Genomic DNA, 24,785 nt, shown 5'->3' with positions numbered 1-24,785 from the left:
GGCGACTCCCCTTCCTACTCGATCCAATGGCTTAATTGCTTCCGATAGGCAATTTGCGCTTGGCTGGCACTGACAGGGCTCAAACGCACCTCGGTTCCCGGTACGCATTGAGCAAGCAGCGCACAGGCCATCGGGGTAAGCGCACCAAGGCGAGGATAGCCACCAATGGTTTGGCGGTCATTCATTAACACAATCGGCTGGCCGTCGGGTGGGATTTGCACGGCGCCAAGGGGAATTCCTTCAGAAATAATGCCACCGAGCGTGCAATGCAGAGGCTGGCCGGTGAGACGAATACCCATGCGATCAGCGCGGTTATCTACTGTCCAAGGCTGGTTAAAAGCGTTGTACAGGCTGCGTCCGGCGAAACGTGAAGCCTGCGAGCCAAGCACCATGCTGAGTTGGCAGCTTTTTTCCGGCATGGCAGGGGCTGTTCCTTCAGGCAAGCTGCGCTCACCGGGTGAGCTACCTTGCCAGGTGAGCTGGTCGCCGGTTTGTAGCGGTCTGCCGTCGTCATGGAGCCCGCCAATTTGTTCGCGGGCAGTGCAGGCACGGCTGCCCAGAATCGTTGGTGCGTTTAATCCGCCAGGAAACGCGAGATAGGCCCGTAGGCCACGCCGGGGCTGGCTGAAAATGAGTGTTTGACCGGAACGCAGCAGAAAGCTGGTGTTGGTGGCTAATGGCTGTCCATCGATGGTAGCGCCAAGGTCGGCCCCAGTGAGTGCTAAGCGCACCTCGGCATTGGCAACCAAGCTGAGGTTGCCACCCATAACAATCTCCAGTGCCGCGCTATCAGGTGCGTTACCGAGGAGCCAGTTTGCCCAGCGAAATGAAATCCAGTCGGCGGCACCGCTCTGGGTGACTCCCAAATGACCCACGCCGAACCGCCCTAAGTCTTGAATCAGAGCCAGTGGTCCGGCCTGCTTAACCGTTAGCATTGCCTGGCTCATGGCCGCTCCTCCATTGGCGTTGTATCGCCGCCTGATGCTTCAAACTCTGCTTTGCCAATCGCTTTAAAGCGCACCTTATCGCCAGGGCGCAGCAGGGGCTCGCCCCGCTTAGCGTATTCAAATAGCGGTACGGCGGTGCGACCTAAAATATTCCATCCCCCTGGAGAAAGGAGCGGGTAGATAGCCGTTTGTCGATCGGCAATGCCCACACTGCCTGCCGCGACTTTGCGGCGGGGTGTTTTCAAGCGAGGCGTGGCGATGCCTTCGTCTACCAACCCCATAAAACCGTAGCCGGGGGCAAAGCCCAGCGCGAAAACGCAGTAATCATGGTCGCAGTGACGCTCGATCAGAGAGTCAACGCTGAGCCCTGCGCGTTTTGCCACCAGCGGAAGCTCAGGGCCAACGCTTTCGTCATACCACACGGGGATCTCATGCAACTGACCGTTCTGCGATTCGGCAGGCGTTAAGTGGCGCAACGCACTGCGAATCAGCGTAGCGACTTGGCCAAAGGTTAGTTGCTGGCTGTCGTAGTGCACCAGCAGCGTGGTATAGGAGGGAATCAGGTCAATGAGTGCCTCGCCCAGCGCATCGCGTAGGGTTTGATCGGCAGCTATGATCCACGCCATATTGGCTTCATCGATAGTGTCAAACAGTCGTACCGTTACGGCGTCCATGGCCGCCGTTTCTAAACGCAGTTTCACGCAGACTCCAGCGCCGTAAAGGCATCACGAATCGCGCGCACGGCAGCCACCGACTCAGGATTGTCGCCGTGCACGCACAGGGTGTCGCAGGGTAGATGCAGCGCGCTACCGTCGCGGGCGGTCAGCGCCTCGCCTTTGGCGAGCGCAACAGCTTGCGCAACGATAGTGGCTTGGTCGTGGTGGACAGCGCCTGCCAGGCGGCGAGAGGCGAGATGGCCGGTTGCTTCATAAGCGCGGTCAGCGAACGTTTCAAACCACAGGGTAACGCCCATTTGTTTCGCCAACTGACGATGAGGTTCTGGATCGGCAGTTGCCATGACCATTAGCGGAAGGTTGGCATCATAAGCACGTACCGCACGCATGGCGCCTTCCAATAACTCAAGATTCGCCGCCATGTCGTTATACATCGCTCCATGGGGCTTTATGTAGCTCAGCGTCACGCCTTCTGCTTGGCAAATTCCGGCCAGCGCACCGACCTGGTACAGCACCATATCCTCTACTTCTGCGGGCGAGCAGGCCATAGAGCGACGACCAAACCCCATTAAGTCAGGGTAGCCGGGGTGGGCGCCAATACGCACGCCATGCTGACTGGCCAAGGCGACCGTGCGGCGCATGACATGGGGGTCTGAGGCATGATAGCCACAGGCGATATTGGCACAATCGACGTAAGGCATTACGTCGGCATCTAAGCCAATCGACCAATTACCGAAGCTTTCGCCCATGTCGCAGTTGAGCAGTGGGAGTTTATTATCGATCATTGTGCACTCTCTTTATGAGTGAGCAGCTCAACCCTGCGTGCAAGGGAGCATCATAGACTGATAGCTGCGATAGGCGCTCATTACGGTCTCGTACTGCACTTGGTGCGCTATAATGAAGTCGTCATCGTAAATCGTCTCGTCTGGATACTCAGTAATCAGCTGTAGCGGGGTCAGCTGTTGGTCGTCAGGCGTTAGCAAGTAGGGGATATGGTGGCGCGTCAAGAACTCCAAGCTACCGGCATGAGCCTCGAAAACCTCGATTTGGCGTTGGTTATACTCAACCAATCCCGGTACGGTTGATAGGTGATCGGTAACCCCTTCTAGTAACGCTTGGGCCTGCGTTTCCCACTCTTGATGATAGCGGATGACGAGAAAGAAGCCCTTGGGGATTGACCATAGCTCAAAGTTACGTGGTATGTAGCCGGTTAAGGGGCGAGTCCATTCATGCGCAGGGTAGCCATGCAAATTGATATGCAGATTGGCGCCGCTTAACGCCTTGGCCCGTTCACGGATGGCAAGCTCGAACTCACCATTGGCCGCTTGTGCCTGTAAGTCGTTGCCAAAGGCCGTATAACGCGCCGCATGATGCATATGGGTTGGCTGCTCAGCGACTAGTCGTTGCTGTAGACGGTAGCCATCGGGGTTTTCTAAAGGTGAAAGCACAAAGTGTGTGCCCGCTTGCAGCGCTAGATCACGCCCAGCACGAAGGGCGCCAACGATGCCTGAAGGCTCATTAGCATGCTGCGCAGCGCTAATCATTACTGCACGGTCGCTTCCTTGACGATAACGTGCAGACAGTAAGCGCCCGCAGCGACTCTTGGCGTTGATAATGTCGCCGCCGAGAGCTTCCAACTGCTTGGTGATTTGTGGAACGCTGGGAGGATGCGGAGCCGTATCAAGCGCAATATCGCCTTGAGTAGGGGCTATAGATTTACATAGCGGCCGTAGACTGATCATCAGTGACATTGGCTTTTCAGGACAGTTACGAATTTCCGGCACAATCTGCCCAGGCTGAATCGAACGATCTCCTAGTGGTAAACCAGCATGGCACTGATAATACTCCAGTAGCGAAAAGTAGAGTTCCTCATGCATACCTTCGGTGAGGCTGATGTGCTCTCTACCAAAAGGTAGTGATGTGTCTTGGATCGGCAGGTTAACGCTGATATTCAGTTCTTCGAAAAAGGGCTGCTTGGTTGACCAGGGCGTTTGGATGATCGTCTCCATTGCCACTTCAAACAGACGCTCGTAATCGCAAGTGTAATACGTACTATCTCCCTCGCCATTCGCGGTGCGCCAAGCAATCCAGCCGCAAGGAGAGAGCTGCCAAGCATTTACATGGTCGAGGTGGCGCCGGTTGGGAGCAGCGACGCTGATTTGTTCGTGCTGGCCAGCGTCGTTGGTCAGCGTCAGTTCATAGTGATAGAGCGCAGTCTGGGTTGCGCAAGGCACTGCTTCCCAGGTCAGCGCCACCTGCTTATCGAGTAGCCCGGCCAGAGGATAAGCTTCCAGCAGAAAACGTTGGGGGGACTCTTCGGGCGCAGGATAGCGGATATGTATTGCGCGCAGTGGGCAATCGCCGAGAGTTTCGTTAATGCTTTCAATAAAGTAGTGAATTAGCGGCTTATAGGCGCTGTAAAAGCGTGCCTTGATACCGTGCTGAGCAAGTAACTGTTCGGCGTGTTGTCGAGTGGGTTGGTCATCGAAAACCCAGGCAGTCAGCTCATCACCGGGTGATAGCTGGCGCTGATACTGTGCCACGAGCGCATCGACGCTGCGCTCAAATGTGGTGTCTAGCAGTAATGTCATTGTGACGTCCGCCCCGTTGGATCTAAGGTATCGCGTAGCCAGTCGCCAAGCAGGTTAAGACCCAGTACGGTGAGCAGGATCGCTACACCAGGAAATACGCTGATCCACCAGGCAGTTTGGAGATAGGTACGGCCTTCAGCCAGCATGCCGCCCCAACTGGGGATCACTGGGTCGACGCCAAGTCCAAGGAAGGTGAGACTGCTTTCCAGTAGAATATTGTTCGCCACATTGAGCGTCATTAGCACAATCACCGGGCCAAGCAGGTTGGGAAGCAGGTGCTGGAAGAGAATACGCCAGTCGCGCACGCCAATCGCCTGGGCAGAAAGAATAAATTCGCGATCTTTAAGTGACAGTACCGACCCTCTGACTAGACGAGCGTACTGCACCCATTGAGAGACGATCAGCAGAATAATCATATTGGTCAGTCCGCCCCCGATGACCGCGATAAACGTGATGGCGAGCAGAATGAAAGGGAGCGCGAGCTGCACGTCGGCAAAACGCATGACGATCATATCAACAATACCGCCGTAGTAGCCCGAAAGCAGTCCCATGACGATACCCAGCACTACCGCTCCCAAAGCAGAGTAGAACCCCACCTTTAGTGAAATTTCACCACCGATAATGACCCGAGCGAGAATGTCGCGGCCCAGTGGGTCCGTACCGAGCGGGAAGCTGCCATCGGCGAGTGGCGGGGTTAACCGCATGGCGAGATTAACGTCGCTTCCGCCGCCTGGAAATAGCCAGCCTGAAAATAGCACTGCAAAGGTAATACCGCCGACTAGCAGGGCACCCATGATGAACTCGAAGCTTTTGAAACGCTCCAAATCAAGAGAATTTACCGACATAATGGCACCTAGCTCTTACGCACGCGCGGATCGACAAAGCCGTAAGCGATATCGACCAGCAGATTGATGGAGATAATCATCAGCGAGAGGATTGTGATAACGCCTTGTAGCACTGGATAGTCACGGGCGGCCACGGCATCGAAGGCCAATGTGCCAAGTCCTGGCCAATTGAACACTCGTTCAACCACGACGATACCGCCGAGTAACCCGCCGAACTGCAAGCCAAAATAGGTGATTAGGGGAATCGAGCAGTTGCGCAGAGCGTGCTTATAAAGCACGACGGAGTTGGAAAGGCCCTTAGCTCTTGCCACCATGATGTACTGTGAGCGGAGCGTTTCCAGCATCGTGGTTCTTACCAAACGCACGTTGGTTGCTGTCAAAATAATGCCCATCGTCGCTGCTGGCATGATAAAGCTTTGCCACCCTTCCATGCCGCTAGGAGGAAGCAAGTTAAAGGTAATCGAAAGCAGCAGCACCAGCATGATGGCGAGCCAGAAGTTCGGAAAAGAAAGCCCTACAAGCGATAGAATACGAATCAACTGATCGGGCCATTTGCCGCGCGAAACAGCAGCTTTAATACCCAGCGGAATCGAAACAACAATAGACACCACAAGTGATGCGAAGGCGAGAGCCAGCGTGGCAGGCAGAGCTCGGCCGACCAGCTCACTTACCGGCGTACCGCCCATAAAACTGCGCCCCAGGTCACCGGTAAACAACCCTTTAAGGAACTCTAGATACTGGACCAAAAACGGTTGATTCAGGCCCAGGGCTTCGCGAATGCGTTCTAGGTCCGCCTCGGTGATACTTCCAGCGCCTTGTGCCAGCATCACCGCCGGATCGCCTGTAAGGCGAATCGCAAACGAAACGATCAGCGTTACGGCTACTAGCACAAACAGTGCTTGTAGCAATCGGTAGAAAAGAAACTTGGCCACGTGGCCTCCCTCTCGATAAACAAATGGCCGCCGCCGTTCATGGNNNNAAAGGGCCGCCGCCGTTCATGGCGGCGGCGAATTGGACTTATTCAGAGACGTCGACGTTGGTCAGGCGTATCCGGTTATCGGGCGCCGGTTCAAAATTTTCTACCCGCTCTCCCACGCCGTACAGAGCGTTCAAACTATAAAGTGGCATTTCAAGTGCGCGCTCCTGGGTATAGCGAGCGATATCCTGCAGTAGCGTTTCGCGCGCATCGCGGTCCAAAATACCGCGCTGTGCGTTGAGCATCTCGTCTAGTTGTTCATCGCTGTCGTAAGGGTTCCAGCGTTCGCCTGTGTGATACATCAGGTAAGCAGTGTTGTCGTAGTCAAACGTCCAGCCGCCCCACTTCTGCTGAAACATTGCACCGGTGCGTCCTGCTGGAATGATGTCATTGAGTAGCACATTGGTTTCATAAGGCTGAATGGAAGCATTGAGTCCTACACTTTGCAGATAGGCGGCAACCACCTGAGCAACTTCGGCAAAGGTTGAGTCATTGCCACGCACATCAATCTGGAGCGTAGCCCCTGGTTCTACGCCTGCTTCCCTGAGCAGCTCTTGGGCGCGCTGAGGGTCATAAGGATAAGGCTCTAGTTCCGAATCGAATCCAAACGATTGGCTGCCTTGGAAACTGGCGATAACGTTTCCTTCGCCAGCCAGAATGGAATCAACAATCGCCTGGCGATCCACTGCCATGATAATGGCTTGGCGCACACGCTCGTCAGCGGTGATACCAGACTGGGTATCAAAGCGGAGCGCTTCTACCGTCGGTGATGCGACGCTGACTACCTTAGTATTGGGATGATCGTTGATCGCGCCAATCATGCCGATAGGGATAGTTGGTGGAAGCACAATGTCGATTCGTCCTGCCTGCAGCTCGGCGACGGCCGTAGATGGCTCAGAGATGAAGCGATAGGTGACGCTATTGAGCTTGGGCGTGCCGCCCCAGTGATCGGTAAATGCTTCCAGTTGCACATCAGAACGTGGCGTGTAGTCGACTACTTTAAAGGGACCAGTGCCTACAGGGTGGGTATTAAAATAATCGTCGCCATGCTCCTCAATGTAACCGGGAGGCACGATCATGGCTCCGTAGCCAGCTAACTTCGTGAGCAATACGGGGTCGGGTTCATTTAAATAGAAGTCAACGGTGTAGTCATCAACAATATCGACACGTTCGATAGCGGTGTAGTTCGAGCGCTGTGGACCGCGTGCGCCCTCTTCGCCAAGTAGCCGATCAAAGGTGAACTTGACTGACTCGGCGTTGAACGGTTCTCCGTTATGAAAAACAACGCCTTCGCGTAGCGTGAAACGTAGGCGCGTACCGTTGTCCAGCTCTTCCCATGCTGTGGCTAGCCCAGGAACCAGCTCAAGATCAGGGCCACGGTAGGTTAGTCCATCAAAGATATTGGTGGCTACCGAGGCCCAGTTAACCAAAAAGGTGTCAATAGGATCCCAACTGCCTGGGTCTTGTGGCGAGGCTATCGTCAGCGAGCCTGCGTGGCTGGNGTCAGCGAGCCTGCGTGGCTGGCAGTTGCTGTCGCCATGGCGGCCGCCAATGTGCAGGCTTGGAACAGTGTTGTCTTTTTCATTTTACAGTTCTCCAAAAGCTTATTGTTGATGTTTACTGCGGATGACTACAGGCAGTGCGAAGCGCCGCCACGTGAGACGAAATGACCAGCTTCTATTTCGTCTAAGGAGAACACCGTTGGCTCATCCCCTACCTTACGAATAGGACTTGGGATATCTCCCTCCAGCAGTAGGTGTTCGCGACGGTAGTGAGGGTCAGCCACTGGTACGGCAGAAAGTAGTTTCTGAGTGTAGGTGTGCTGAGGGGAGTCAAATACTCGCTGGCGTGGTCCCATCTCAACAATCTGTCCCAGATGCAGCACCGCGACGCGATGACTCATTTTTTCAACCACAGCCATGTCATGGCTGATGAAGAGGTACGCGAGTCCCTCTTCGCGCTGTAACTGCATCATCAGATGAATAATTTGCGCCTGAATCGAGACATCCAGTGCTGAAAGCGCTTCATCGGCAATAATCAACTTGGGTTTCGAGGCCAGAGCCCGAGCGATACAAACACGCTGCCGCTGGCCACCTGAAAACTCATGCGGGTAGCGATTAGCATGTTCTGGTTGAAGACCAACACGCTCTAACAGCTCGTTAACTCGCAGTTGGATGCGTTTTCGATCGCTCATCAATCGGTGGGTATGAATAGGCTCAGCAATAGAAAAACCTACGGTCTTACGCGGGTCTAGTGAAGCAAAGGGATCTTGGAAAATGTACTGCACCTGTTGGCGTAGCATCATTTTCTCGCTGCGTGACATTTCCGTAACAGCTTTGCCGGAAAAGACGATGTCGCCGCTGGTGCTCTCCTGCAACTGCTGAATGGTGCGGCCAATGGTAGATTTTCCGGAACCTGACTCTCCGACCAATGCCAGCGTTTCGCCAGGGAAAATATCAAAGCTCACGCTCTCTACTGCGTGGACGCGGTGGCTGACGCCGCCAAAAAAACCTTTGTTGATATCGAAACGCGTTACCAAGTTCTTGACGCTTACCACCGGCGTTTCCTGAGTGCGAACGGTATCCTGTACCGTCGGCTCGCCTTGAGTGATGATTTTATTGCCGTCAAAAATAACCAGTGGCTCGGCACGTGGCAGCGTTTGACCTTGCATGCTGCCCAATGTTGGAACAGCAGCCAGCAGTGCTTGAGTATAAGGAGCCTGGGGGGACGCAAAGAGGGTGCTGACGTCCGCTTCTTCGACCTTCTCACCATTACGCATCACGACAACGTGGTCGGCCACCTCTGCGACTACGCCCATATCATGGGTGATAAAGATAACCGCCATCCCCAGCTCCTTTTGGAGGTCGCGGATGATAGCCAGGATTTGAGCCTGGATGGTGACATCCAGCGCAGTGGTGGGTTCGTCAGCAACCAGTACCTTGGGCTTACAGGCAAGTGCCATCGCGATCATTACCCGCTGACGCATACCGCCGGAGAGTTGGTGAGGGTAGCGCTTGAGTAGGGACTCTGCATCAGCTAAACGCACAATGCGTAGCAGCCTTAATGCCTCTTCTCTGGCGGTGGCTCGGGTGTAATCGCCATGCAGCAGCAGTACCTCGGTGATTTGATCGCCAATGGTGTAGACCGGGTTCAGCGACGTCATCGGCTCCTGAAAGATCATTGAGATCTCTTTGCCACGAATTTTACGCATTTCCTTATCAGAAAGTTGCGTTAAATCAATCGGTTTACTGTCTGGGCTACGGCGAAACAGGATATTGCCCTTGGCGATGGTGGCATTCAAATAGTGAACTAAGCCCATCGTGGCCAGCGAGGTCATGGATTTTCCTGATCCCGACTCGCCTACAATTGCCAGCGTCTGGCCAGCGTATAGGTCAAACGAAAGGTCTTTGACGACACGGTTGGAACCAAAGGCAATATCCAGCGATTGAACGGACAGTAGGGGAGGATGATCATGATGAGGCACAGTAATATACCTATATTTTTTATATGATTTATCTGTAAATTATCTGCATAGTGTTCACGTGTCAATTGTACGATTTACCCTCTTTTCTTAATGGTAGAAGAACCTTTGATATCGAAAACGAGTTGCTAGCCGCCCCTAAAACCGCGGACTATGGTTCAATTAGCGGGCGTCCGCTCTGCTAATATGGATTAACAATGCAAAATAAATAGGTAGGTATTAATGATAGATGTAGACCAAATGGTAGCGGGTGGGCGTGGGCCGATTGTTTCGTCGGAGCACTTATCACACAAGGCGAAAGAGTTGTCTGAACTTGAATTCGGTTTGATCATCTCGAGCCATGCCTTCAATCGCTGGATGGTGCGTTGTATGACCGCTACTGGCTATCCAGAATTGGGGACGTTGGATGTGCTGGTTCTGCATAGTGTCAGCCATCGTGAACGTGCAAAGCGTCAAGCTGATATATGCCTCGTGCTAAATGTAGAAGACACTCATACTGTTACGTATGCGCTGAGAAAGTTAGTTAAACTCAATCTCGTTAAAGGTGAAAAACAAGGTAAGGAAACTTACTTTTGTACTACTGAACAAGGACGAAATGCCTGTAGCCGTTATGCCGAAATCCGTGAAGCCTGTCTAATTGATTCGCTTACATCGATGGGTATAGAACGTGCAGAAATCAGTAAAGTGGCGGGGATTTTACGTGCAATGTCTGGCCTGTATGACCAGGCAGCACGGGCAGCCGCTTCTCTTTAAAAAGTGTCAGCTTTGATGCAACGAGCGGCGCGTTAGCCTGTAAAAAGGATGCAGTGACTAAACGATTAAGGAGCCTATGCAATTCGAAGATCTCTAAGTTGTTTTGCAAGTTCTAATGTACAGCTTTAATTAGCACGATTTTTCAGTGACGTGATGCTTGAAACAAAAAAGCGGCTTCTATCTGCCTTGAACGCATATGAGCTATGTTGTGATGTGGCTTATAGAAAATATAGAAGTAATGCGCCATTACTTCTGCTAAATCTAAGTGAGCCTCCACGAATATTACAAATAAGAGGAATGCTCCTATGCGTAACTGCATCTTTACTCCCCTTGCCCTAGCCACTATCTGTAGCTTGGCTGCCACGGCCCATGCGGCTGAATGGACTATGGCAACGCCTTATGGTGATGCAAGCTTCCATACCCAGAACAATAAACAGTTTGCAGAGGATGTGGCTGAGGCCACAAACGGTGACTTAACCATTACGGTGCACAGCGGTGGTTCGCTGGTCTCACATGGTGAAATTAAGCCGTCGGTGCGCCGTGGCACGATTGATGCTGGCGAAGTGTTCCTCTCTGTTCTTTCCAATGATGACCCTATTTTCGAAGTTGATACGCTGCCGGGGGTAGCCGGTAGCTATGAAGATGCCTATGCCTTGTGGGAAGCCACTAAGCCGATGATTACTGAGCTGTTTGCCTATGAAGGAATGGTGCCTTTGTATGCTGTCGCTTGGCCAGCGCAGGGCATTTACACCTCTGCGCCGTTAACCGATCCCGATCAGTTCGATGGCTTGCGGGTGCGTGCGCCAAATATTAATACTCAGCGTTTCGTTGATAATTTAGGTGGCAGCCCGACGGAAACCGAAGAGTCTGATATTCCTACCGCGTTTAGCACCGGTCGTGTGGATGCCATGATTACGTCCAGTTCTACCGGTAACTCCATGGCAGCCTGGGACTATGTGACCGACTACACCGATGCCAACTTGTGGCTGCCTAAGAATATTGTGTTTATGAGTCAGCGCAGCTTTGATCGTTTAGATGAAGCTACCCAAGACGCGCTGATGGAAGCGGCTGCTAGGGCTGAAGAGCGTGGCTGGCAAATGAGCCGCGAGAACAATGAAACTAGCTTGGAGGCGCTGAAGGAAAATGGCATCTCAGTTTCTCAGCCTAACGAGACGGTGTCTGCTGCTCTGCAAGCGGCGGGCGATGAGCTGTTTGCCGACTGGGAATCCCGCGCTGACGATGACGCAAAACAAGCCTTAGAGAGCTATCGCGAACAACGCGGTAACTGAGTCTTAACAACTAATGTTGGCTTTAAGGGCGGCTGTTTGTGCCGCCCTTACCACCCACGCGCTCAATGAGACTGCGAACATGATGTTTAAATTCGACAAACTCTACCGCCTCGGTGCTTGGGGTGCAGCCGCGTGTATGGTGGCTATTTGTGCACTTATCGCACTGCAGGTCACGTTTCGGTTAGTAGATGCGTTGCTTGTTTTGGTTGGCCTTAGCCGGCTCGGCGTGAGCATCACCGGCGTTTCTGAGATGGCGTCTTATCTGTTAGTTGGGGCAACGTTTCTTGGGCTTGCCTACACCTTTGTTCACCATGCGCATATTCGGGTGACGCTGCTTATCTCGCGACTACCCTCAGCCATACGCGTCTGGTTTGAGGTGTTTGGGTTACTCATTGCGGTAGTGATCAGCCTGTTGCTGGCTTATGGCTTGATTGGGCTAGCAAGAGAGAGCCTTCAATATAACGATGTATCGTCGGGCTTTTTATCGATTCCCTTGTGGATACCGCAATCGGTATTAGTCGTTGGGGTAGGGCTCTTGGCATTGGCACTTCTGGAAGCCTTGTGGATAGCGCTGCGTATCGCTATCCACGACCCTGCGAGCTTCCGTGAAGCAACCGCCATCGACGACAACGAAGCGCATTAAGACGCTACCCAGGAGACACCCTCGTGCTATTACTTAGTTTGGCTACCATCTTTACCCTTGTGGTGCTGTTAGGCAGTGGCGTCTGGATTGCCTTTGCTCTGATTGGCACTGCTTGGATTGCGCTTCAGTTTTTTAGTCCCTTCGACCCCGGCCCTATTCTTGCCTCGGATTTTTGGGGAGCAAGCTATGGCTGGGATTTAACGGCGTTGCCGATGTTTATCTGGATGGGGGAGATTCTGTTTCGCTCAGGTCTTGCCGACAATATGTTTCGTGGCTTGTCGCCCTGGTTAAATCGCCTGCCAGGACGTTTACTTCACACCAATATCATTGGCAGCGGCATGTTTGCCGCCGTATGTGGCTCTTCAGCGGCGACCTGTGCAACGGTGGGGAAAATGACCCTGCCGGAACTCGAGCGCCGCGGCTATGACAGCAACATGGCGATTGGTACATTGGCCAGCGCTTCAACGCTAGGCTTGCTGATTCCGCCTTCTATCGTGCTGATTGTTTATGGCGTAGTGACTGAGCAGTCCATTACTCGGCTATTCATGGCAGGCATTGGGCCGGGGCTGATGATCTTAGCCATGTTTATGACTTATCTGGTGCTGTGGGCTCTATTGAAAGGTAACCGGAACGGCTTAACCGGTGCTGATGAGTCGGGCATGAGCTTTGTTGAGAAGCTACGCAATACCTGGTCGCTGGTGCCAATTCTGCTGCTGATTGGCGGTATTATCGTATCGATTTATGGCGGCCTAGCATCACCAACAGAAGCTGCCGCGGTAGGCGTTGTGCTGTCGATGGTCATTGCGCATTTTAATGGCCACTTTAATCGAGATATTTTTACCAGCTCGTTATTTGCCGCAGTACGTACCGCGTGCATGATCGCTTTTATTATTGCTGGCGCGTCATTTTTGACCTCTGCGATGGGCTTTACTCAGGTACCAATGCAGTTAGCTCGCACGATCGGTGAAATGGGGCTATCCCCCACGATGCTGCTAGTGGCCTTAACGGTGCTGCTGTTGATCATGGGCTGTTTTTTGGATGGTATTTCACTGATTCTGCTAGTCACGGCCATTATTATGCCCGTGGTTAGCGCCGCTGGATTTGATCTGATCTGGTTTGGTATCTATCTGGTGATTGTGGTTGAGATGTCGCAAATTACACCGCCAGTGGGTTTTAACCTATTTGTCATTCAAGGGCTCACCGGTAAAGATATTGTCACCATCACGAAAGCCACACTGCCATTCTTTTTGCTGATGCTGCTGGCGATTGCTTTTATGCATCTCTTCCCTGAAATCGCCTTGTACCTGCCCCAGGCACTGAACAGATAGTAGACGACTAACGGTTAATCTTGGCCATGAATGGAGATGCCCCGGCGGCCAGAGCGTTTGATGAAATACATGCTCTGGTCGGCGGCATCTATCAGCTCCCGCTCATTACTGAAGTTGCCATCGCTTAAACACGCAATACCCATAGAGGCAGTGATATACAGTGCTTCTTGGTCAATTTCCAACATCGGTTGCTCATTTAAATGCAGCGCAATGCGTTCGGCTAACTGTCTCGCAGTTTGAGCGGTCTCATCGGGCAATATAATTAAAAACTCTTCACCGCCATAGCGCCCAGCCAAGTCGCCTGAGCGAGTTAATGACGCGAGCGTTTTACCAAAACGTTCCAGAATTAAGTCGCCTGCCTGGTGGCCATATTGGTCGTTAAGCACTTTGAAATGATCTAAATCGATAAACACCACTGACATTGTGCGGCCTTGCTCATTGCAAAGCGCAAAACGTTCCTGGAGTTGCTGCTCTAACCACGCACGGTTAGCCAATTGAGTGAGTGGGTCAATACGGCTGCGCTCTTCTAATGCAGAATTATGTAGCTGTAGTGTATCCAACTGCTGTTGCTGAGCATCTAATCGTGCGGTGAGCGTCAAAGAGTGTTGATAGAGCAACTGTTGTGCGTCCGCCAGCAGTGTTTGGCTATCCACAGGCGCGGGTACGGTGAGATCCAAAATATCTGTTAATAAATCAATTTGTTCTGACAAGCGATGGAAAAGCGCTTCAATGACATTCGTAGGCAGTGTTTCTGTGACCGCTAACTGCCTAAGCAACATTGCTAAGGTGGTGCTTGGTTCAGGGCTGAGCCATGCATCGGCGATTGGGCCGGATAAGCGCAGGCAGAGTGTTGCCATGTCATCGGTTAAAAAACCGTCATGGCTTTGGTCAATAGCATGCACGATCGAGGACGGTAGCCCCCACTTGGCGGCTAACCAAGCACCAATCAGTGTATGGTCACTGCCAAAGTGGCGGCGTTCAGCGTTGACCAACTGTGCGTGAGACATTCTGCGTTCAGCGTATAGTGCCTCGGCCTCGTCTGGGTAGGTGGAGAGGATCGCCAAAATGCCTATATCTTGCAGTAGGGCAAGCGTGAATGCGCTGCCAACCTGTGCGGGGCAGAGTTGGTGAGCCAGCTTGCTTGCTACCACGGCGGCAACAATGGCGCGTCGCCATGTTTGCAGAGCCGCGTTCTCTGTAGGTGGCCAGGGAAACAGAGTGAAGCTCAATACGGTGGCGAGCGTTGCGTCTAATCCCAGTCGCTGGGTGGCTTCCAAACTGGTTTGTGCAGGATGAGCTGAACGCAGGTAGTGCACGCTATTCGCGGCCGCAATAAGGCGCGCCGTTAACCCTGGGTCGCGTTCAATAACGCGCGCATAGTCACTCAGAGAAGCTCGGGGGGAGCGTGCGATATCAAGCACTTGCATGGCGATAGCAGGAAGCGAAGGTAGGCTAGCCGAGCGTAATAAGGCATTACCAAGAAAACTGGGAAGCTCGCTAGTGAGCGAAGTATAAAGTGTTTCGTCTTCCGCTAAACGGCTCGTCATATTATCCCTCAACGTGCTGTCCAGCATAGCGAGCAGCCACTAAGTTATGTGCTAAATAATCAATTATAGCGTCTGCGTGTGTTAGCAGAGTCATAGATAGGCATGGTAAATCAGTAAAATAACTGTTTATGCTGTAGCCCGCTGCATTTTATTGCAACAGCTTATTATAACAGTGCTCTGTGGGCAGCTGCTCTACGATGACAAAAGTGAGTGCGCCAATGCACACCAGAAACGAAGCGTCGGAGATTTTCCGTCAGTTGGCGGAAGGTTTAGGACGTAGCGGAAGACCTGACTTTTATACGACGCTTGTCGAGCAACTTGCCCAACTGCTTGGGATTGATCATGCGTTGATCGCTGTGGTCACCGAGGCGCATATGGCTACAACATTGGCCGTTTGGTCAAATAACGATCATCAGGAAAATATCGCTTATCCTCTTATGGGAACGCCTTGTGAAACGGTTGTAGGTAGAGAACCTTGCTTGTATGCCTGCGATGTTCAGGCGCGCTTTCCTAAAGACGAGCTGCTCAGCCAACTGGGTGCAGAGAGTTACATGGGACTGCCTCTGTTTTCATCCGATGGCTCGGCCATTGGCATCTTGGCGGTGTTAAGCAATAAACCGATGCAGCTCGATGGGCTTGAAAACGAAATCTTGCGCATTGTGGCCGCTCAAGCGGGGGCAGAGCTTGGCCGCTGCCAAGCCGAGCAAGCGCTTCGTCAAAGTGAAGAATTGGCCCGAGAGAGTGAGCGGCGTTTAAACACATTGCTGAATCACCTTCCTGGCATGGCCTACCGTTGCCTAAATGATCAACACTGGACGATGCAGTTGGTCAGCCAAGGGGCTGAGGCGCTCACGGGCTATCATCCGGACGAATTACAAGATAATCGACTCATCAGTTTTGCCTCCCTCATACACGAAGCCGATCAAGACCGCGTTCATCTAGCAGCACAACAGGCAATCCAGCAGCGTCAGCCATATCGTGTGGTGTACCGATTGCGCCATCGGGATGGCAGTTACCGTTGGATGTGGGAGCAAGGGCAAGCTGTTATCGATGATGATGGCCATGTGGCCTATCTCGAGGGCTTTATCTCAGATGTGACCGACCAGCACGAATCACAACGCGTGCAGGATGCGGTGGTACAAGTAGCCTCTACAGTTACCTCACGCGTAGGAGACGATTACTTCCACCAGTTGATCATCACGTTAGCCACGTTATTAGAAGCAGATGCTGGGTTTATTGCGTTACTGGATCAACCTGTTCCACGGTCTTTGGGGACATCTAATAAGATAAACACGCTGCGGCCCGCAACAGCAGCCCAGACCGTTAGTTTAGTCGCGAATGGCCAGTTAATAGATAACCAAACGTTTATGCTGCAGGGAACGCCTGCTGAACGAGTCGTGTTTGAAGGCGAGAGCGTTGTTCAAAGTGGCCATGCGTTTACGCTGCCGGGAACCTCGTTAAGTACCCAGGCGTGGATAGGCCGCCGCTTGGATAATGCTAAGGGCGATGCCATTGGTGTGATGATGGTGTTTTATCAAACACCACTGACGACCAATGCGTTTGCAACTTCCGTGTTGAAAATTCTCTCTACGGGTGCTGCCGGTGAGCTAGAACGTCGCCGTGATCATCGTCACATGCAACGTCTTGCCTATACAGACAGCACAACAGGATTGCCTAATCGTGCGCGCTTTATGGAGCTATTGGCCAGTATGGGAAAAGAGGCATCTAGTCAGGGTGACTCTCTTTCGCTGCTGCTGCTGGATATCCGGCGCTTTAAAGAGGTGAATGATTTACATGGCCACGAGGTAGGAGATCAGTTACTCGCAACCGTGGCCGAGCGCTTACGGCAAGCTAGCCTATCTAAAAGCGCTGTCGCACGACTTTCCAGTGATGAATTTACCGTACTGTTGCCCAGCATTGAGGATGTTCGCCTTCAAGAAGTGGTGTTTCAGTTATGCGAACTTATCAAACTCCCTATCCAGCTGGGGCATCGTATTTTTAACCTCGATGTCAGTATCGGGATTGCTAGCTATCCAAGCGATGTAGCGGAGGCCGGTGAGCTGTTTAACGCAGCCAGTATCGCACTCCATCACGCAAAACGCCGTGATAATAGCGTATGCCCCTATACACAAGTGATGCGTCAGACGCTGGAGCGCCGCCAATGGATGACCGAGCGCCTGCATCAAGCCATTACTGAGCGGCGCTTACAGCTTTATTTTCAACCGCAGTTCAGTCTTACGAGCAAAACATTGACGGGGGCTGAAGCGCTGTGCCGCTGGTTTGACCCTGAGTGGGGATGGGTAAGCCCTAGCGAGTTTATTGCTTTGGCGGAAGAGCGTGGCTTGATCCGCATGCTGGGAGACTGGGTGCTAGAAGAAGCGGCACGTCAGTTAAGTGTTTGGCAGGCCGGTAATACGCCACTGCCAGGTAGGCTCTCAATCAATATTTCAGCGCAACAATTTGCCGACCCTCAGCTAACCGCACATGTGGCTAAGCTAACCGCCTGTGTACCTCCAGACACCATTGCGCTTGAACTCACTGAAAGTGATTTTATGCGTGATCCCGATCAGGCGGTCACAATTACTCAGGCTATGCGTCAGGCTGGCTACGCGCTGTTTATTGATGACTTCGGTACAGGCTACTCATCGCTCTCGTATTTACGGCGCTTTGCTGCGGACGCGTTAAAAATAGACATTTCGTTTGTGCGTGACATGCTCGATAACCACCATGATCGGGCGATTGTGCAAACCATTATCGCTATGGCTGACACGCTTGATATGAAAACCCTTGCAGAAGGCGTTGAAAGCCCTTCCCAGGCCGATTTGCTCGCACAAATGGGCTGCAGCGAAGCTCAGGGGTACTGGTTTGGTCGTCCGCTACCCGCCGATGAGTTTGCCTCAATGTGGTTAACCCCTTAAGCCATTTTATTGGCAGGTAGGGCGAGCAATTTCCATTCTCATCAATGGCGTCATCGTCCTGTCATCATCGTTGGCATACCCTACGCGCCGCCGAACTCGCGAAAAAAGGAGTGCCACATGCGCCTCGCTCTGTTTGATCTTGATGACACCCTCCTGGATGGAGACTGCAGCGACCGCTGGAATTTATGGATGATTGAGCAGGGGTGGATCAGTGATGCCGAGACCTTTATAGCCCGTGCCGAACAGATGCAGCAGGCTTATCACGCCGGTAAGTTAAAGCTAGAGGAGTACTTGGCAATGACCTTGGCGCCATTGCGGGGCCGCCGAGTAATCGATGTACAAAAAGAAGTTGAGCGCTTTGTCGCTACCCATTTGCAGCCCCGTATTTTTGATCAAGCCTGGCGCTGCCTGGACGCGCACCGTCAGTCAGGCGATATCCTCGTCCTTATTTCTGCGTCATCGCATCACCTGGTCGCGCCGATTGCGACGATGTTAGGGATTGAGCATGTGCTGGCGGTAGAGCTTAGTGTCGAACAAGCGGCAAGCGGGGCAAGCTACACCGGCCATAGCAAAGGCGTGCTCTCTTACCGTGGGGGGAAAGTAGTGCGTTTTCAGCAGTGGTTAATCGAGCAAAAAATTGCCCCCAGCCATACAACGTTCTACTCAGATTCCCGCAACGATATCCCGCTGCTGCAGTATGTCGACTGCCCAGTGGCGGTTAACCCTGATCCCGTGCTGGCGGAGGTGGCTAGTGTAGAAGGGTGGCAGCGCTTAGACTGGCGGATGGCAGCGTCGACAGACGCTTCATCGGCCAACGATCTATCAGGAAAATCGGCGCATGCCTGATGCCTACTATTTACAGTTAACGGAACAGCTTCGTTATTTAATTACCCAGCATGCCACGCAGTGGGAAGGCAAATTGCCCGCTGAGCGAGTGTTGGCGGAGCGCTTCTCTACGACCCGCGTTACGTTGCGCCAAGCCTTAGCGCAACTGGAGGGGGAAGGGCTCATTCACCGCAGCAATCGGCGTGGCTGGTTTATTTCACCGGCTAGGCTGGTGTATGACCCCACCCGGGACGCAGGCTTTAACGACTATGTGGGGGCTCAGGGGCGGCAACCACGAACGGCGGTTCTAAAGCTGGAAACCCGCTCACATCTGGTGGCTGCCCGTGCCTTGGGGCTGCCCGATGACCAGCCGTTTCACCATATTCGCCGTCGCCGTTATGTGGATGATCGTGCTGTGCTGGTGGAGTCGCTTTGGGTGGTGCCAGAGCGTGCGCCAGAGTTGCTAGACATCTACAGCGGACAATCACTCTGGGGGTTGTTAAGAGGGCGGTGGGGGCATCACTTGGCCAATCGCTCGATACGCATGGTGTCCGAAGCGCTGTCGCCATTAGATGCAGAAGAGTTACTCGTTGCCCCAGGCGCGGCCGGGCTAAACATTTGCCGTGCCATTTTTGATGATCAACAGCGTCCTATCGAATATGACGAAGAGCACTGGTTGCACGATTCGTTATGCATCAGTGTTGAGCTGTCGGGTCAGAAGTAACAGGGTTACGGAGACAAGGCGCTCATGAGGACCCTCACAAGATCCCATCCATACGCATACATAACAACTTAAAAAATCAGTCAAACAAGCGTCATCGCACTGTCATCTAGCGACGGCAAACTTCTGGTCTATACCAAAACGCTGGGAGCCTACCATGTCGAAACTTCGCCGTTTGTTCCAACCTACTCAGATTGCAACTGCTCTGCTCGCAACGACTGCCGTTGCCTTCACTTCGGCGGCTAGCGCCACTGAGCTAACGGTGTACACCGCCGTTGAGTCAGATGACCTGCAAAAATACGCCGAACGCTTCAATGCCGCTCACCCCGATATCACTATTAACTGGGTGCGAGATTCTACGGGCGTGATTACTGCGCGCTTGCTGGCGGAAAAAGATAATCCCCAGGCAGACGTCATCTGGGGCTTAGCCGCCACCAGTCTGCTGGTGCTTGAAGAAGAGGACATGCTGGAGCGCTATGCGCCCGCAGGCGTTGAAAACCTTGATCAAAAATTTATTGATGCTGCTTACCGTAACGGTGAAGACCCTGCGTGGGTAGGCATGGACGCCTGGGTAGCGGCCATTTGCTACAACACTATTGAAGGCGAGCGTCAGGGCGTGCCGATGCCGACCTCCTGGGAAGACCTGACCCAGCCTGAGTTTGAAGGGCATGTGATTATGCCTAACCCCAACTCCTCGGGTACCGGTTATCTGGATGTAGCCAGCTGGATGCAGCTATGGGGCGAAGAGCAGGGCTGGGATTACATGGACCGCCTGCATAACAATATTTCCCGTTACACCCACTCCGGCTCTGCTCCTTGCAGCCTGGCGGCCACCGGTGAAGCAGCAGTCGGTGTGTCGTTTGCCTTCCGTGGTGCACGGTTAAAATCCCAAGGCGCACCGATTGAAGTGATCTTCCCGGAAGAGGGGCTTGGCTGGGATATGGAAGCTGCCGCCATCGTTGCGGGCACCGCCAAACAGGAAGCTGCACAAACGCTGATGGATTGGGCCGTTTCCCGCGAGGCTAACGAACTCTATAACGAAGGCTACGCCGTGGTGGCCTATCCCGGTGTGGCACAGCCGATTGAAAACTATCCCACTGACATTGCCGATCGCATGATTGATGCCGACTTCCAGTGGGCCGCGGTTAACCGCGAACGCGTGCTGGCAGAGTGGCAGCGCCGCTACGACGGTAAAACCGAACTGTAAGCACGAACAGCTGCCCCGGCCAAGGCCGGGGCTTGGAGATGTTATGCAGACCACACTGACATCGCCGCTGACGGCCCACTCGGCGGCGAAACCCCTCTCACCCTCTGCGCACCTAAGCATAGATGGTGTCACCAAGCGTTTCGGTAGCTTTACCGCGCTGGACAACATTGCGCTACAGATTCAGGAAGGCGAGTTTGTATGCTTTTTAGGGCCTTCTGGCTGTGGCAAAACAACCCTGTTGCGCACTATTGCAGGCCTAGCTCAACAAACAGCAGGTAGCTTAATTCAGCGCGGCAAGGATATTTCCACGCTGCCCCCGCAGGCGCGGGATTTTGGCATCGTGTTCCAATCTTATGCGCTGTTTCCCAATCTGACGGTGTTCGACAACGTTGCCTACGGGTTACGCAACCGTCGCAGTAATCGAGCGACGATTGATGCCCGCGTGGCGGAGTTACTTGCGCTGGTTGATCTTAGTGGCAGCGAACATAAATATCCTGCCGCGCTTTCTGGTGGGCAACAGCAGCGGGTTGCGTTGGCACGAGCGCTGGCTACTGAGCCCGGCCTGTTACTGCTTGATGAACCGCTCTCAGCGCTGGATGCGAGGGTGCGCGGCCATTTGCGACATCAGATCAAAGCGCTACAGGCGCGCCTTGGCGTGACCACCATTATGGTGACCCACGATCAAGAAGAAGCACTCACCATGGCTGATCGTATCGTAGTGATGAACCACGGGGTGATCGAACAAGTGGGTACGCCTGCCGAGATCTACCACCAGCCCGCTAGCGCTTTTGTGGCGTCATTTATCGGCACCATGAACTTTTTAGAGGTGACCGCACAGGCGAATAACCACGCGTTGCTAGGCACTATTTCCTGCCCTTGTTTGCCGCACGCCTACCCGCAAGGCCAAGCAGCTCAACTGGCCATTCGCCCCGAAGCAGTCGCGCTTAGTGCCAGCACCACTGGGCTGAGCGGTGATGTTATGGGCATTGAGTTTTTAGGTGCGTTTCAGCGGGTATCGCTGCGTCTTAACAATACCGAACAATGGTTGCTAGCTGATGTTCCCAGCCGTGATAGCGCCACACTAGGATTACGGCTAGGGCAAACCTTGGGTGTCCATTTGCCTGCCGATGCTGCCCGCTTATATCCGGCAGGGAGCAACCAGTCATGAGGGCGAGTATATTTTCAGCGCCTGCAGCAACGCCTTCGCTGGAAGCATTGATACGCCTGATCGTGCTGCTAGCGGCTGTGGCGCTGTTAGTGTTCGGCCTGCTGTTTCCGCTATTTGCAATGTTGGTGAAAAGCCTGCAAGACCGCAGCGGCGACTTTATTGGGCTAGCTAACTTTGTGCAGTATTTTCAAACGCCAGCACTGGTCAATTCGATCGCCAATTCATTGCGCGTTGCGTTCACTACGACGGTGGTTGTCGCAGGGCTCGCCTTTTTATGCGCCTACGGCATTACCCGTACCTGCATGCCGGGCAAACGGCTGTTTCGAATGTTGGCGATTTTGCCCATTTTGGCCCCTTCGTTGCTACCCGCAATTAGCTTGGTTTATCTGTTTGGTAACCAGGGGTTTTTGAGCGACGTGCTGGCAGGTCATTCGATTTATGGGCCGATTGGCATTGTGATGGGCATGAGTTTCTGGATTTTTCCCCATGCGCTAATGCTGCTAACCACTGCGCTGACCAATAGCGATGCACGCCTCTATGAAGCAGCAGAAGCATTGGGCACGCCAAAGTGGCGTACGTTTTTGACGATTACGCTGCCCGGGGTGCGTTACGGGCTGATTTCATGCCTGTTCGTTGTCTTTACGCTGGCCATTACCGACTTTGGTGTGCCGAAAATTATTGGCGGCCAATTCAGCGTGCTCGCCACCGATGTGTATCGCCAAGTGGTGGGGCAGCAGAACTTCCAAATGGGCGCGGTGGTTAGCGTTATTCTACTGATGCCAGCAGTGCTATCGTTCATCGTCGACCGCTGGATACAGAAACGCCAAGTGGCTCAGCTTTCGGCTCGGGCAGTACCGTGGCAGCCAACGCCTAGCCCGCTGCGAGACTGGACGTTTGCGCTGCTGTGTTATTCGGTCGCGGGCATTATTCTGCTGGTCATTGGTACCGCGGTGTATGCGTCGCTCATACAGTTTTGGCCCTATAACCTGTCGTTTACGCTGCAGCATTACACCTTTCAAGGCTTAGCCGGCGGTGGCTGGGGGGCGTGGTTTAACTCCCTCAAACTGGCCTTTAGCGTCGCGTTAGTGGGTACACTGGTGATTTTCTTTAATGCGTGGCTGATTGAAAAGAGCGAAGGCTATCGCCCGCTGCGCCAGGGCCTGCATTTTATGGCCATGCTACCCATGGCGGTGCCGGGTATGGTGCTGGGCCTGGCTTATATCTTCTTTTTCAACCAGGCAGGGAATCCCCTTAACTGGCTGTACAGCACCATGGCGATTCTGGTGCTCAACACGCTAGTGCACTTCTATACGGTGTGTCACCTCACCTCTGTCACCGCGCTGAAACAGCTCGATCCGGAGTTTGAAGCCGTGGGAGCCTCGTTAAAAGTACCGTTCTGGACCACGTTTAGCCGCGTGACATTGCCGGTATCGCTGCCTGCCGTGCTGGATATTTCTGTCTACCTGTTCGTCAATGCGATGACGACAGTGTCTGCGGTAGTGTTCCTCTATAACAGCGATACGCGGCTTGCTTCAGTGGCGGTACTGCATCTGGACGAAGCGGGCTATTTTGCTAGCGCCGCGGCCATGGCTGTGCTGATTTTCCTTACCTCGCTGGTGGTTAAACTGCTCCACACTGCGCTTACCCACGTTCTCTTAAACAACGCTCAGCGTTGGCGTCAGGCGGGCTAAACAGCCCACTACGACAGCGGCTAATATGTGCTTATAATCTGGTATAGACCAAAATGATGAGTCATTCACAAGCGCCTTACCTCTTAACCCCAGGGCCACTAACCACCTCCCAGGCGACCAAAGCAGCCATGTTGCGTGACTGGGGCTCCTGGGATGATGACTTTAACCGTGTGACTGCCGATGTGCGTGCGCAACTGCTTGCCATGGCCGAGGCGACAAGCGACGTCTATGCCTGCGTGCCGATGCAAGGCAGCGGCACGTTCGCCGTTGAAAGTGCGCTGGCCTGCGCAATCAACCCCAACGGCAAGGTGTTGGTATTAATGAACGGCGCTTACGGCAAGCGGGCTGCTCAACTGCTCGATATGATGGGCCGCCGTTATGTGACGCTGGACAAAGGTGACTACCTACCACCGCAACCCGACGAAGTGGCGGCACTGCTACAGCAAGATGCTGACATTACAGCAGTGTTTCTAGTTCACTGCGAAACCAGCTCCGGCATTTTGAACCCGCTGGAAGCCATCGCTGAGGTGGTACGCGCCCACGGAAAAACGCTGATCGTTGACGCCATGAGCTCGTTTGGAGGCGTACCGATCAGTCTGACAACAACCCCTATTGATGTGCTGATTTCCTCAGCCAATAAGTGCATCGAAGGCGTACCGGGCTTTGGTTTTGTGATCATTCGCCAGACGCTACTTGCTGCTGGTCAGGGGCAAGCCCACTCGCTGAGTCTGGATTTACACGCCCAGTGGGATTACATGGAACGCACTGGCCAGTGGCGCTTTACTCCGCCCACGCATACGGTGGTGGCCTTTCAAGCGGCGCTTGCCCAGCACCGGGAAGAGGGCGGCGTGATGGGGCGCTGCACACGTTATACCCATAACCGTAATGTGCTGGTAAAAGGCATGCGAGCGTTAGGCTTCAGCACGCTTTTAGAAGATGAGTGGCTATCGCCGATTATCACCACTTTTTTGAGCCCTACCGACCCTGCGTTTGAATTTAAGACGTTCTATGCAGCGTTGAAGGCGCGTGGCTTTTTGATCTACCCGGGCAAGTTAACTGACGTCGAAAGTTTTCGCATCGGCTGCATTGGCCAATTGGATGCGGCGGTGATTGAACAGTTACTCAGCGTTATTCAAGACGCCCTAACGAATATGGGTGTTTCTCTCTTCACTGAATCAAGG

20 protein-coding genes are annotated in these 24,785 nt (G+C 53.4%); 11 read left to right on the top strand and 9 right to left on the bottom strand.

Features of this window, described 5'->3' with window-relative positions:
• Nucleotides 1-14: 14 nt before the first annotated feature.
• From INT22_RS06720 to INT22_RS06685, 8 genes are all read right to left on the bottom strand, one after another.
• Nucleotides 15-947 carry a 5-oxoprolinase subunit C family protein gene (locus INT22_RS06720; RefSeq protein ID WP_193059519.1) on the bottom strand — a complete coding sequence of 311 codons (933 nt, stop codon included), beginning with the start codon at nt 945-947 and terminating at the stop codon, nt 15-17.
• On the bottom strand, nt 944-1,648 hold the full coding sequence (pxpB, locus tag INT22_RS06715) for a 5-oxoprolinase subunit PxpB (protein ID WP_193059520.1): 705 nt from the start codon (nt 1,646-1,648) through the stop codon (nt 944-946). Before pxpB ends, INT22_RS06720 begins: the two co-directional genes overlap by 4 nt.
• A complete protein-coding gene (locus INT22_RS06710) occupies nt 1,645-2,406 on the bottom strand; it encodes a 5-oxoprolinase subunit PxpA (protein WP_193059521.1) in 762 nt (253 codons plus the stop codon). The genes pxpB and INT22_RS06710 overlap by 4 nt, the downstream gene beginning before the upstream one ends.
• Before the next feature lie 27 nt (nt 2,407-2,433).
• Nucleotides 2,434-4,212, bottom strand: a complete 1,779-nt coding sequence (locus tag INT22_RS06705; protein WP_193067919.1) for a peptidase M14 — start codon at nt 4,210-4,212, stop codon at nt 2,434-2,436.
• The gene (locus INT22_RS06700) at nt 4,209-5,057 is read right to left on the bottom strand and encodes an ABC transporter permease (RefSeq protein ID WP_193059523.1); all 849 of its coding nucleotides are present in this window, start codon (nt 5,055-5,057) and stop codon (nt 4,209-4,211) included. The genes INT22_RS06705 and INT22_RS06700 overlap by 4 nt, the downstream gene beginning before the upstream one ends.
• Before the next feature lie 8 nt (nt 5,058-5,065).
• A complete protein-coding gene (locus tag INT22_RS06695; RefSeq protein ID WP_120386226.1) occupies nt 5,066-5,989 on the bottom strand; it encodes an ABC transporter permease in 924 nt (307 codons plus the stop codon).
• Between the two features lie 85 nt (nt 5,990-6,074).
• Nucleotides 6,075-7,463: an ABC transporter substrate-binding protein gene (locus INT22_RS06690; RefSeq protein ID WP_226912463.1), complete on the bottom strand. Its 1,389-nt coding sequence runs from the start codon at nt 7,461-7,463 to the stop codon at nt 6,075-6,077.
• A gap of 200 nt (nt 7,464-7,663) precedes the next feature.
• Nucleotides 7,664-9,517: an ABC transporter ATP-binding protein gene (locus INT22_RS06685; protein ID WP_120386228.1), complete on the bottom strand. Its 1,854-nt coding sequence runs from the start codon at nt 9,515-9,517 to the stop codon at nt 7,664-7,666.
• Nucleotides 9,518-9,817: 300 nt separating this feature from the next.
• Between INT22_RS06685 and INT22_RS06680 the strand changes: the two genes are divergently transcribed.
• From INT22_RS06680 to INT22_RS06665, 4 genes are all read left to right on the top strand, one after another.
• Nucleotides 9,818-10,267 carry a winged helix DNA-binding protein gene (locus INT22_RS06680; RefSeq protein WP_319022050.1) on the top strand — a complete coding sequence of 150 codons (450 nt, stop codon included), beginning with the start codon at nt 9,818-9,820 and terminating at the stop codon, nt 10,265-10,267.
• 305 nt (nt 10,268-10,572) lie between these two features.
• Complete coding sequence (locus INT22_RS06675; protein ID WP_193059526.1) at nt 10,573-11,556, top strand: TRAP transporter substrate-binding protein; 984 nt, start codon at nt 10,573-10,575, stop codon at nt 11,554-11,556.
• A gap of 79 nt (nt 11,557-11,635) precedes the next feature.
• Nucleotides 11,636-12,199, top strand: coding sequence for a TRAP transporter small permease (locus INT22_RS06670; RefSeq protein ID WP_120386230.1), 564 nt, complete (start codon nt 11,636-11,638; stop codon nt 12,197-12,199).
• A 23-nt stretch (nt 12,200-12,222) separates the two neighbouring features.
• On the top strand, nt 12,223-13,527 hold the full coding sequence (locus INT22_RS06665) for a TRAP transporter large permease (protein ID WP_193059527.1): 1,305 nt from the start codon (nt 12,223-12,225) through the stop codon (nt 13,525-13,527).
• Nucleotides 13,528-13,541: 14 nt separating this feature from the next.
• Here the strand turns inward: INT22_RS06665 and INT22_RS06660 are convergent, their stop codons facing one another.
• Nucleotides 13,542-15,074, bottom strand: coding sequence for a GGDEF domain-containing protein (locus INT22_RS06660; RefSeq protein ID WP_193067918.1), 1,533 nt, complete (start codon nt 15,072-15,074; stop codon nt 13,542-13,544).
• A 218-nt stretch (nt 15,075-15,292) separates the two neighbouring features.
• Between INT22_RS06660 and INT22_RS06655 the strand changes: the two genes are divergently transcribed.
• From INT22_RS06655 to INT22_RS06625, 7 genes are all read left to right on the top strand, one after another.
• Nucleotides 15,293-17,992 (top strand): sensor domain-containing phosphodiesterase, encoded by a 2,700-nt coding sequence (locus INT22_RS06655; protein WP_193059528.1) that lies wholly within the window; start codon nt 15,293-15,295, stop codon nt 17,990-17,992.
• 117 nt (nt 17,993-18,109) lie between these two features.
• Nucleotides 18,110-18,838, top strand: coding sequence for an HAD family hydrolase (locus INT22_RS06650; RefSeq protein ID WP_193059529.1), 729 nt, complete (start codon nt 18,110-18,112; stop codon nt 18,836-18,838).
• Entirely contained in the window at nt 18,831-19,541 is a 711-nt protein-coding gene (locus INT22_RS06645) for a UTRA domain-containing protein (protein ID WP_193059530.1), read from the top strand. Before INT22_RS06650 ends, INT22_RS06645 begins: the two co-directional genes overlap by 8 nt.
• Nucleotides 19,542-19,695: 154 nt before the next feature.
• Complete coding sequence (locus tag INT22_RS06640) at nt 19,696-20,745, top strand: putative 2-aminoethylphosphonate ABC transporter substrate-binding protein (RefSeq protein WP_193067917.1); 1,050 nt, start codon at nt 19,696-19,698, stop codon at nt 20,743-20,745.
• Nucleotides 20,746-20,788: 43 nt separating this feature from the next.
• Nucleotides 20,789-21,913, top strand: a complete 1,125-nt coding sequence (locus INT22_RS06635) for a putative 2-aminoethylphosphonate ABC transporter ATP-binding protein (RefSeq protein ID WP_193059532.1) — start codon at nt 20,789-20,791, stop codon at nt 21,911-21,913.
• The gene (locus tag INT22_RS06630) at nt 21,910-23,604 is read left to right on the top strand and encodes a putative 2-aminoethylphosphonate ABC transporter permease subunit (RefSeq protein WP_193067916.1); all 1,695 of its coding nucleotides are present in this window, start codon (nt 21,910-21,912) and stop codon (nt 23,602-23,604) included. The genes INT22_RS06635 and INT22_RS06630 overlap by 4 nt, the downstream gene beginning before the upstream one ends.
• A gap of 53 nt (nt 23,605-23,657) precedes the next feature.
• Nucleotides 23,658-24,785, top strand: a 1,128-nt coding sequence (locus INT22_RS06625) for a 2-aminoethylphosphonate--pyruvate transaminase (protein WP_193067915.1), incomplete at its 3' end; no start/stop codon positions are given.

The sequence above is a fragment of the Halomonas sp. 3D7M genome, from assembly GCF_014897885.1.
Lineage (GTDB): Bacteria > Pseudomonadota > Gammaproteobacteria > Pseudomonadales > Halomonadaceae > Vreelandella.
The sequence above is the reverse complement of the archived record's forward strand: the minus strand, read 5'-3'. Positions and strand labels throughout refer to the sequence as shown.

Excerpts from the sequence above, each read along its gene's own strand:
- INT22_RS06650 (WP_193059529.1), top strand. The coding sequence starts at position 18,110 with ATGCGCCTCGCTCTGTTTGATCTTGATGACACCCTCCTGGATGGAGAC.
- INT22_RS06670 (WP_120386230.1), top strand. The coding sequence starts at position 11,636 with ATGATGTTTAAATTCGACAAACTCTACCGCCTCGGTGCTTGGGGTGCA.
- INT22_RS06630 (WP_193067916.1), top strand. The coding sequence starts at position 21,910 with ATGAGGGCGAGTATATTTTCAGCGCCTGCAGCAACGCCTTCGCTGGAA.
- INT22_RS06700 (WP_193059523.1), bottom strand. The coding sequence starts at position 5,057 with ATGTCGGTAAATTCTCTTGATTTGGAGCGTTTCAAAAGCTTCGAGTTC.
- INT22_RS06640 (WP_193067917.1), top strand. The coding sequence starts at position 19,696 with ATGTCGAAACTTCGCCGTTTGTTCCAACCTACTCAGATTGCAACTGCT.
- INT22_RS06655 (WP_193059528.1), top strand. The coding sequence starts at position 15,293 with ATGCACACCAGAAACGAAGCGTCGGAGATTTTCCGTCAGTTGGCGGAA.
- INT22_RS06710 (WP_193059521.1), bottom strand. The coding sequence starts at position 2,406 with ATGATCGATAATAAACTCCCACTGCTCAACTGCGACATGGGCGAAAGC.
- INT22_RS06660 (WP_193067918.1), bottom strand. The coding sequence starts at position 15,074 with ATGACGAGCCGTTTAGCGGAAGACGAAACACTTTATACTTCGCTCACT.
- INT22_RS06705 (WP_193067919.1), bottom strand. The coding sequence starts at position 4,212 with ATGACATTACTGCTAGACACCACATTTGAGCGCAGCGTCGATGCGCTC.
- INT22_RS06720 (WP_193059519.1), bottom strand. The coding sequence starts at position 947 with ATGAGCCAGGCAATGCTAACGGTTAAGCAGGCCGGACCACTGGCTCTG.
- INT22_RS06645 (WP_193059530.1), top strand. The coding sequence starts at position 18,831 with ATGCCTGATGCCTACTATTTACAGTTAACGGAACAGCTTCGTTATTTA.
- INT22_RS06675 (WP_193059526.1), top strand. The coding sequence starts at position 10,573 with ATGCGTAACTGCATCTTTACTCCCCTTGCCCTAGCCACTATCTGTAGC.
- INT22_RS06635 (WP_193059532.1), top strand. The coding sequence starts at position 20,789 with ATGCAGACCACACTGACATCGCCGCTGACGGCCCACTCGGCGGCGAAA.